The sequence below is a fragment of the uncultured Cocleimonas sp. genome, from assembly GCF_947495625.1.
Classification (GTDB): Bacteria; Pseudomonadota; Gammaproteobacteria; order Thiotrichales; family Thiotrichaceae; genus Cocleimonas.
On the sequence record NZ_CANLZW010000023.1, the window covers coordinates 70599 to 80491 of the forward strand.

Below are 9893 nucleotides of genomic sequence, written 5' to 3' on the forward strand. Positions count from 1 at the left end.
CTTTTAGGTCGATGCGCCAAGCACGCGTAACAAAGCCTGCTTATCAAAATCACTGGATATAATACTTTCACCTAGCGATTTCATTAAGACTAAGTGCAATACACCATCCTGTACTTTTTTATCAATAGACATTAGCTCACTGAAACGCTCAGGTGATATCTCGGCAGGACGGTCTACAGGCAAATTTGCTTTTTTAAGCAGAGTTTTCATGCTTGTAATATCGCTTTCTGAAAGCCACCCATGTTCTTTTGAAAGTTCAGCTGCCATTACCATGCCTGCAGAAATTGCCTCACCATGAAGCCAATTACCATAACCCATACCTGTTTCAATAGCATGACCAAAAGTATGTCCAAGATTCAGTAGCGCTCTTTGACCTGTTTCTTTTTCATCTGCCGCTACGATTTTTGCTTTGTGTTCACAGGATTTAAAAATGGCATAAGCTAATGCCTCCTGATCTCGACTTAAGAGCTTTTCCATATTTTGATCTAGCCAATCAATAAAGTCTAAATCATTGATGTAGCCATATTTAATAATTTCTGCAATCCCGGCACTTAGCTCTCTATCGTTCAAGGTATTTAAGGTATCTGTATCTATGATAACGCATTGGGGTTGATGAAAAGCGCCAATCATGTTCTTACCAAGAGGATGATTCACCCCTGTTTTACCACCTACAGATGAGTCGACCATCGATAATAATGTAGTAGGAACTTGAATAAAGTTAATTCCACGCTGATAAGTTGCGGCGGCAAAACCAGAAATATCTCCAACCACCCCCCCACCTAGGGCCACTAATGTGGTCTTACGATCACAACGTGCTTGCAACATTTCCGTATGAATTTGCCCAAGAGTTTCCGTTGTTTTATATTTTTCCCCATCAGGTAGAGTAATATCTGTTGTTGAAAAGCCCTCTGTCATATTATGGATTTTATCTAGATACAATGGGGCTACCGTTGTATTAGAAACTATGGCGATAGACTGCCCTTTTATATACGGCGTGATTAATTCTGGTTTGTTTAATAAACCTGATCCAATAAAAATGGGATAACTACGATCTCCAAGATCAACATTCAATGTTTTCATTTTTTGATATGACTCTCTATCGCTTGCTCGACACGTTTTACTATTACAGCTGCTTTTTGCTTTCCTGTCATTATAACGGTATCTGCAACTTCTTTATAGAAAGGCTCTCGACCATTTAATAAGTTTCTTAAAGTAGTAAGGGGACTTTTGGTCTGCATTAATGGACGAGATTTATCGAAACGAATTCTCGAATATAAAAGCTCTGCCGTTGTGCAAAGATAAACAACATGACCGTGCTCTTTCATATTTTTTCGGTTTTCTTCTCGCAATATACTTCCACCGCCTGTAGCCAAAACAATATTCTCAAGCTGGCATAATTCTTTTATTATCTGTTCTTCCCTATCTCTAAACCCTTGCTCTCCTTCAATCTCGAAAATGGTCGCTATATCTACGCCCGTTCTTTCTTCTATTACCCTATCTGTATCAAGAAATTCTTTATTTAACTGTTTCGCTAAATACCTGCCTATGGTCGACTTCCCTGCTCCCATTAACCCTACTAAAATTATATTTTTATCCATGGATTGTTTTATGCCATTTGCTTAAACAGGAATCAAGTGATAACTCTTTTCAACGAGCAAAAAAAAACGCCTGGAAAACCTGGCGTTTTTTTTATACTAAACTAAATAAATTTACTTCATGATTTTGGGCGTAACAAAGATAAGTAGTTCACGTTTTTCATCTTGGTCAGTATCTGTCCTAAAGAGTCGACCTAATACTGGCACATCTCCTAAAACTGGAACTTTATCGACCTTACTGGAATTTACCTCTTCATGAACTCCACCTAACACTACGGTTTGTCCATTACCTACAAGTACTTGGGTATTTACTTCTCTTGTATTAATACTTGGTACACCAGAAAAAATCTCTCCAACTGTGTCTTGATTAACCTTTAAGTCCATAATGACATGTTCGTCAGGAGTTATTTGCGGAGTAACTTCCAGACTAAGTACTGCCTTTTTGAATGAAACTGTAGCCGCACCACTTGAACTGGCTTCTAAGTATGGTATCTCTACACCTTGCTCAATTAAAGCCTTCTTCTTATCTGCGGTAACAACACGTGGTGTTGATATAACTTCACCTTTGTTTTCAGCTTGAAGGGCAGATAATTCTAGATCTAACAAATAATCTCCACTTAATAAAGAAAATGCAATTTGTCCTGCAGCACCAGTTACAGGCATATTCACGTTCAATCTATCGCTAAGACTTGGAACACCTACAGAAGAACCATCTCCAACAAGATCATTGACCATAGAGCTAGTGCTTTCTGAACTACCTGATGTACTAAGATTTTTACCGAATGCTGTAGCACCGAATCTTGCTCCTAACTCTTTACTGAACTCATCAGTAGCAATCACTATTCTTGATTCGACAGAAACTTGCTGTACTGGAACGTCTAAACTACGAATAAGGTTTTTAATCTCAGCAACTCGCGATGCTGTTTCTCTAACAATAATCGTATTTGTTCTATCATCTCCTGAAGCATAGCCACGTGCAGAGATACCAGAACTCTCAGAGCCAGTGTCACTTTGAATCATTGCGAGCATGTCAGCAGCTTTTGCATAATTCACAGGAATGTATTCTGTTATTAATGGCTCAAGTGCCTGTTTGCGTTTATGCGCCTGTAATTCACGTTGCTCTTTTGCCTCTAACTCAGTTGCTTGTGCAACCCAAATTACATTTCCATTGCTTCGCATTGCTAAACCTTTAGATTCAAGCACGATATCCAGCGCTTGATCCCAGGGAACATCTTTAAGTCTAAGCGTGATATTACCCTTTACACTATCACTAACAACGATATTTTTGTCGGTAAAATCTGCTAATAACTGGAGAACTGAACGTACTTCAATATCCTGGAAATTTAATGAAAGCTTTTTACCCTTATAGTGCTTCTTCTTTTGAACTAAAGGATTTGTTTTTGCTTTTGGTTTAACTTTCTTTATATCAACTATGTAATTTGCACCGTTTCTTGATGTATCAAAATCAAAAGCGGAATTTGCCATGATTTTTATTTGAACATCACGACCACTTCTAGCAATATCAATATAAGAAGCGGGAGTAGCAAAATCTAAAACATCTATTCTTTTTCTAGGTTGCTTCGCTGCAACATTTTTAACAGTTAATACAACTGTGTTTCCAAGTTTTCTAGATTCTACAACAGTTGCAGCACTAGGAAGTTTAATGAGAGCACGTCCACCAGAGTTTGCAGTTCTATGAAAGTCCACCTGACCTAAAGTATTATTGGCTCTATATTGAGGGGCTCGATGTGTTACAGCACGCTGTGTTGGTTTGTATTTTGCCTGAGTCGTCTTAGGACGCGCAACATAGTTACTTGCGACAGCTTGTTGTTTCACACTCTTAGCTTTTACTACCGGACCTGGTCTTTTATTTAGATCCGCCGGCTTGTATGCAGCTAGCCTTTTAGCTTCTGCTGCTTTTCTCGCTTGATTTCTTTGAACAGCCGCTCGTTTTTGTTCTGCCGCTCTCTTTTGAGCTGCTATCTGACGTGCTTTGGCTTGAGCTTGTGCATTATTCGGTTTTGCTTGATTATCATCAAAAGTCAGAACAACATCATTACCTTGTAAACTTGTGGTGTATTTTGTGAGTTTATTTAATGAAACCATAACTCTTAGTTTATTACCTGCACCAGCCAGCTTAACTCCTTTCACAGACTTCGAGTTAACTTGATGACTTCTTTTACCCATTCCTCTTTCAGCATTTGCAAAGTCTAAAACTATGCCTGCTGGTTGCTTCATTAAAAAGCTTTTAGGTATTCCTACTTTACTGTCAAAATGCAGACGTAAACTCGATTTACCAGATGATTGAATTGCAGAATCCACACTTTGCAAACGAGCCGTAGCGTAACTACTACCAGTTGCTAGTAACAGTGCTGGCAAGCTCAAGCCCAATAAGGTACGTGTAATAATTTTCATTTTAAATAACCCACTCGTTAAATTTTATTTTTATTTTTAAGTTCCAATTGATCATCAAGTTATTCTTGATTCAAAGCAATGGATATATCTCTTTCCTTATAACCGCCTAAACCGTTTGATACGGTCTCAACCATGTCCATTTTCACTTCTGAAACATTCATGATTTTTCCATAATTTTGGCCTAGATAATTCCCCGCCTTAACAGTTTGTACTGCTCCTTCAGGAATTTTTACTAAAGCCCATAAGGTATCATCTTTTTTTACTGTACCAACCATTCTCAAGCTATCCAGTGGAAAACCTTCCAGGAATTCTGGTACGCGAGTAGTATCAATATTAATACCGTTGTCGATGATTTCTTCCCTAACTGTGTTTGGTGCTAGCATCGCTGCATCAAAAGGATCTTTTTCATGCTCTGGATAGATATACCTCAAATAAGGTTTAACTTCCGGAATAGGAACGATAGGTGCAGCTGGCTTACCTCGTTGTTCCGTAAAATACTCATCCAAGTCAGCTTTACTTACGTTACACCCTGTTAACATGAGAGATGATGCACATAAAGGTAAGATTATTGCTGCCTTTTTCAAGAAATAATTCTTAGATTGATTCGTCTTGTTAATCATTATCTTAACCCTCAGTCCCTTCCACTTCTTCTTCACTTAAGTAACGATAGGTTTTAATTGTCGCTTTAAGTGAAAGGCGTGAAATTGTCGGTTTATTCTTATTTTTACTAGAGGCTTCTTTGCCTTTCTTTTCTTCAGCTTGCTTCAATTGAATATTGTTAATTGTAACAATTCTAGGCAGTGCCGAAAGATCACTCACAAAACCCGCTAATTCAGCATAAGTACCTTTTGCTTCAATTTTAATTGGCTTTTCTGCAAAAAACTCTTTATGTATTTCATCTTCAGGTTTAAACAGTTCAATCTCCAAACCATTGCTTAATCCTTTTTCCGAAATATCCAATATCAAACCAGGGATTTCGGTATCACTTGGTAACTGATCTTTTAATGCTCCAAATGAAATCTGCATCTCTTCTAATTGTGCTTTATAGGCTGGTAACTGATTTGCGCGAGCTTGTTTTTTCTCATAAACCCTGCGTTTATCCTGTTCCTGGGCTTGTACTGTTTTCAGTGTTGCTAACTGATCAACAATCACTAGTTTATAACCAATAAACAGAGCCAAACTAAACACGATAGCAACTGCGCCAATTTTTATCGGTAATGAAACATTAGCCGGATCACTTAACAGATTATTTATTTCTTGAGTATCAATTGCCATTTTCGCTCTCCTTATCCCCAGCCTGCGTGAGTAATTGATTTACATTTAGTTTGAAAGATCTTAAACGACTCTTATCATCTTTAGGATCAACCTTAATCGTATTCAAATCTGAAGAACTCAACCAAGGTGAAGCATTTAGTCTATTCATATAACTAGATACTCGAGCACTTGACTCTGCTTTACCCTCTAATTTAATTTTATTATTTTCTTGTATTAACTGAGTAAGATAAAGCCCTTTAGGTAATGCATTAACCATCTCGTCAAATAAATGAACAATACCTGGTCTTGTTGACTGCAATTTTTCAATTACTGCAATACGATCCAGCAATGCCTTTTTATTAGCATCTAAGGTTTTGATTTCCTCTAAGGTCTTATCAAGCCTTTTAATTTCAGCCTGAATATAAGCATTTCTACTTTCTTGATAAGAAATTCTACCTTCCATGTAAGTATAACCTGCACCTACTGCAAGAACACCGACTGCAACCGCACCCACTATGGACATAACGAATTGTTGCTGGCTTTTCTTCCTAGCAGCTTCGCGCCATGGTAATAAATTTATACCAGCCATTACTCAAACCCCCTTAAAGCTAATCCCGCTGGAACTAACATCGCAGGGATATCATTGGTAAAACGTGCTGGATTTACTTTTGAATGCAACACGACGTTTGCAAATGGGTTTGCTAAAGCGGTAGGTATCCCTATCAATTCCTGAATTTGTTCATCGATACCAGGAATACTTGCACAGCCTCCTGACAATAGAACCTTGTCCACTTTTTCATTTTGGGTAGATGCGTAATAGAACTGTAGGAATCGTTGCACCTGCCTAACCATATTTTCTCTGAAAGGGTCTAGCACTTCAGAAACATAACCCTCAGGTAAATTTCCATTCTTCTTAGCCAAACCAGATTCAGCATAAGAAAGACCATATCTTTGAGATATTTCTTCTGTTAGTTGTCTGCCACCAAAAACTTGTTCTCTTGAGAAAACAACTTTACCTTGTTCGAAAACATTAATACCCGTCATCGATGCACCGAAATCTACTGCCGCGACAACATCATGTTTATCAAGCTCATTGATCATTGTTTTAAATAACAACTCAACCGCATTTGATTCAAGATCAACTATCTCTACATGCAAACCAGCCATCTCTGCAGCAGCCAATCTAACTTCGACATTCTCTGTTCGGGTTCCAGCTATTAATACATCCATCATCTCTGATGAAGTTTCTGAAGGACCTAATACCTCGAAATCGAAGTTAACCTCATCCATAGGATAAGGAATGTATTGTTCAGCTTCTAAGGAAATTTGAGCTTCTAATTCTCCAGCTGGAATAGATGCTGGAATAGTGATTATTTTATTGATAGCCATTGAAGAAGGAATACCTAAAGCACACCTTCTGCTTTTAGTTCGACTGTTCTTAACAGCTAACTTAATAGCTTCACCAACTTTTTCGGCTTCGTTGATATCTCTTTCGCTTGTTACACCATCAGGCAAACCTGATACAGCATAACTGTCAACACGATAATCAGACCCTTTGCGAGAGAGTTCTATAAGCTTTACAGCTGATGAACTTATATCAATGCCTAAGAGATTGCCGCTTTTCTTTGAGAAGGAAAACACAGATTAGATCCTTTTATTGTTATTATTTATAGAAACCCTTGAGGGGTATTTCTTATTAGTTCTGTGACAATACTAGCGTCGATTAATAAAATAGTCTACCCTCTTACCCCTCTATGGCACATACTTTGGACGGACGGTAGAATGTTATAATTTCTAATTATAAGGAACTACTGCTTAGTAATACCTATCAAGCATATTAAAAATTAATATATAACAATCACCTAGAAAGACAAATTTTATCAATTCAAATGCCTCTATTTAAAATACTCGTTCGTTACATAATTGCTCCTATTTTCTTTGTAAGCATATTAGGAATTGTAGGTATAACTGCGATCTACTTTTATTATTCATCGCAAATACCATCAGTAAGTGAATTAAAAAATACCCAGCTCAACTTACCGCTAAGGGTATACAGTAGTGATGATCAACTTATCGCTGAGTTTGGAGAGCACCGTAGACGTCCGGTTAAATACAACCAGGTTCCAGATAATTTAAAAAATGCTTTTATTTCAATTGAAGACTCTCGCTTCTACCAACATAAAGGTGTGGACTTCAAAGGTATTGCCCGTGCGATTGTATCTGCTGTAAAAAGTGGCCGCGTGAGCCAAGGGGCTAGTACTATTACCATGCAAGTCGCTAGAAACTTCTTTTTAACCAATGAAAGAACGGTTGATAGAAAATTACGTGAAGCACTTCTAGCCTTAAAAATAGAAGATGAGCTTACCAAACAAGAAATTTTAGAACTGTACCTGAATAAAATATTTTTAGGGAAACGTTCATATGGCGTTGGATCAGCCGCTGAAATTTATTATGGTAAAAAAGTAGAAGATCTTACGCTGGCTCAAAGTGCGATGATTGCAGGGTTACCCAAAGCGCCCTCAAAATACAACCCTGTAAGAAATCCCAAAAGAGCCAAAGTCAGAAGAGATTACATTCTTAAGCGTATGCTTGAGCTTGGCTATATTGGTGACACTGATTATCAAACCGCTTTAGCAGAAGAAATCACCGCAGAAATTCATAATGTAGAAAATGAAACCTATGCCCCTTACATGGCAGAGATGGCAAGAACGGATGCGATCAGACGCTATGGCGAAGAAAACATCTATAAACTGGGCTTAAAGATATACACCACTCTTGATAGCGCAGAACAAGACAACGCCATTCAAACACTTCGTAACAATCTTTTGAGTTATACCAAGCGACATGGTTATAGAGGTGCTGAAGACAAAGTAGAACTGGAGTCTTTAAAAACCACGAAAGAAAAACAGGAAAAACTAAAAACATACAAAGTATTTGCCGAACTCTATCCTGCTCTGGTTATCAGCAGTAACGCGAAGGAAGCTGTATTAGAGATTTATAAAGAAAGTAAGCCGGTAAAAATCACCTTAAAGCAAATGTCTTGGGCAAGAAAATATATCAATGAAAATAGAAGAGGCAAGAAACCGAAATCTGTAGACTCTGTCATAGTTGCAGGCGATGTTATTAGAGTCATGAAAGATGACAAAGGTATCTGGAATCTTTCTCAAGTACCAAAAGTAACCGGCGCACTTGTTGCGATGAACCCAAAAAATGGCGCTATTGAAGCCATAGCAGGCGGTTTTGATTTTACTTACAGTAAATTCAACCGGGCAATTCAGGCAAAACGTCAACCAGGCTCCAGCTTTAAACCGTTTATATACGCAGCAGCGCTTGAAAAGGGGTACTCCCCTGCTACTACCGTAGAAGATGAGCCTCTTGATTTAGCAAACAGCACGTGGGATCCACAAAACTACGGCCATGAATTTGGTGGCCCTACCCGATTGCGTGTTGCATTAGCCAAATCAAAGAATCTTGTTTCTATCAGGCTTTTACAACAAATAGGCCTTGGATACGCCATTGAATATGCAAAACGTTTTGGTTTTAAAAAACGAGCTCTACCAGAAGACTTAACGCTGGCTTTGGGAACAGGCTCGGCTACCCCTCTAGAAATGACCACAGCTTACTCAAGTTTTGCCAATGGTGGCTTTAAAGTAGAAAGTCACTACATCCGCAAAATCGTTGATCGCACCAACACCACTATATACGAAGCAAACCCATATACAGCGTGTGAGGATTGTTCTACAAACAACCCTAATTCTTCCAAGATCAATCCTGCGAAACGAATTATGAAACCGACGGTGCATTATCAGATTACCAGCATGCTTCAAAGTGTAGCGCAATCAGGCACTGGCTCTCGGACAAATAGACTCAAACGAAGAGACTTAGCAGGCAAGACAGGCACAACCGATGATCAGAAAGACGCCTGGTTCTGTGGATTTTCACCCACAAAAGTAACCACTGTCTGGGTTGGGTTTGATCGCATTGCTCCACTTGGTAGAAAAGAGACTGCTGCAGGCGCTGCATTACCGATCTGGATAGATTTCATGGGCACTGCGCTTAAAGGAGAAAAGGACGTTGGCTGGAAAGTCCCAAGAGGATTGATCAACGTTCAACTGGATGCTGAAACCGGCATGCCGCCTAATGAATATACAATGGAAACGATCAATGAGGCATTAACTCCTGAGCAGATTCCAACTGAAGAAGAAATCTTAGCCTATATGGCTGCTCATCGTGAAGACATGCTCGAGCAACGAGAAATGCAAGTTCTGGAAAACATGGAAAACTTAGATGAAGTGACCAGAGCTAGACACATGGAACGCATTAGAAGAGAAGCCGCACAAAGACAGGAAAACCAAAGAAGACGTGAACAAGCCCGTCAAAGAGAAATAGATAGATTACGTAGCTTAGGTATCGAGCCACCAGCATCTTTAACGCAACAACAGCCTCAAGCCAATATGAATGATCAACAACCCATGGATAGAACGCAAAGGGCGAATAGAGAAGGCGTAGAAATGCCAGAACAGTTATTCTAGCATTTCAATAGACATTTAATTGACACCCGGTGAATTCAACAACTAAATGCAATTCTTTGAAACAATCTAAGGAAAGGGTAAGTTGCCGTAAACTAAT

At 38.8% G+C, this 9893-nt stretch carries 8 protein-coding genes; 1 reads left to right on the forward strand and 7 read right to left on the reverse strand.

Annotated elements, in window-relative coordinates:
• Positions 1–3 precede the first annotated feature (3 nt).
• The 7 genes from aroB to Q1A31_RS13675 all read right to left on the reverse strand — a co-directional run bounded on the left by aroB (position 4) and on the right by Q1A31_RS13675 (position 6905).
• Positions 4–1080, reverse strand: coding sequence for a 3-dehydroquinate synthase (aroB, locus tag Q1A31_RS13645; protein WP_299877643.1), 1077 nt, complete (start codon positions 1078–1080; stop codon positions 4–6).
• Positions 1077–1598, reverse strand: coding sequence for a shikimate kinase AroK (gene aroK / locus Q1A31_RS13650; protein ID WP_299877646.1), 522 nt, complete (start codon positions 1596–1598; stop codon positions 1077–1079). The genes aroB and aroK overlap by 4 nt, the downstream gene beginning before the upstream one ends.
• Positions 1599–1709: 111 nt before the next feature.
• The gene (pilQ, locus tag Q1A31_RS13655) at positions 1710–4010 is read right to left on the reverse strand and encodes a type IV pilus secretin PilQ (RefSeq protein ID WP_299877649.1); all 2301 of its coding nucleotides are present in this window, start codon (positions 4008–4010) and stop codon (positions 1710–1712) included.
• Between the two features lie 59 nt (positions 4011–4069).
• Entirely contained in the window at positions 4070–4549 is a 480-nt protein-coding gene (locus Q1A31_RS13660; protein WP_299877652.1) for a pilus assembly protein PilP, read from the reverse strand.
• A gap of 85 nt (positions 4550–4634) precedes the next feature.
• A complete protein-coding gene (locus Q1A31_RS13665) occupies positions 4635–5285 on the reverse strand; it encodes a type 4a pilus biogenesis protein PilO (protein WP_299877655.1) in 651 nt (216 codons plus the stop codon).
• On the reverse strand, positions 5275–5853 hold the full coding sequence (locus Q1A31_RS13670) for a PilN domain-containing protein (protein ID WP_299877657.1): 579 nt from the start codon (positions 5851–5853) through the stop codon (positions 5275–5277). Before Q1A31_RS13670 ends, Q1A31_RS13665 begins: the two co-directional genes overlap by 11 nt.
• Entirely contained in the window at positions 5853–6905 is a 1053-nt protein-coding gene (locus Q1A31_RS13675; RefSeq protein ID WP_299877660.1) for a pilus assembly protein PilM, read from the reverse strand. The genes Q1A31_RS13670 and Q1A31_RS13675 overlap by 1 nt, the downstream gene beginning before the upstream one ends.
• Before the next feature lie 248 nt (positions 6906–7153).
• Between Q1A31_RS13675 and Q1A31_RS13680 the strand changes: the two genes are divergently transcribed.
• On the forward strand, positions 7154–9796 hold the full coding sequence (locus Q1A31_RS13680; protein WP_299877662.1) for a penicillin-binding protein 1A: 2643 nt from the start codon (positions 7154–7156) through the stop codon (positions 9794–9796).
• Positions 9797–9893: the final 97 nt, after the last annotated feature.

Excerpts from the sequence above, each read along its gene's own strand:
- aroB (WP_299877643.1), bottom strand. The coding sequence starts at position 1,080 with ATGAAAACATTGAATGTTGATCTTGGAGATCGTAGTTATCCCATTTTT.
- aroK (WP_299877646.1), bottom strand. The coding sequence starts at position 1,598 with ATGGATAAAAATATAATTTTAGTAGGGTTAATGGGAGCAGGGAAGTCG.
- pilQ (WP_299877649.1), bottom strand. The coding sequence starts at position 4,010 with ATGAAAATTATTACACGTACCTTATTGGGCTTGAGCTTGCCAGCACTG.
- Q1A31_RS13660 (WP_299877652.1), bottom strand. The coding sequence starts at position 4,549 with ATGTTAACAGGGTGTAACGTAAGTAAAGCTGACTTGGATGAGTATTTT.
- Q1A31_RS13665 (WP_299877655.1), bottom strand. The coding sequence starts at position 5,285 with ATGGCAATTGATACTCAAGAAATAAATAATCTGTTAAGTGATCCGGCT.
- Q1A31_RS13670 (WP_299877657.1), bottom strand. The coding sequence starts at position 5,853 with ATGGCTGGTATAAATTTATTACCATGGCGCGAAGCTGCTAGGAAGAAA.
- Q1A31_RS13680 (WP_299877662.1), top strand. The coding sequence starts at position 7,154 with ATGCCTCTATTTAAAATACTCGTTCGTTACATAATTGCTCCTATTTTC.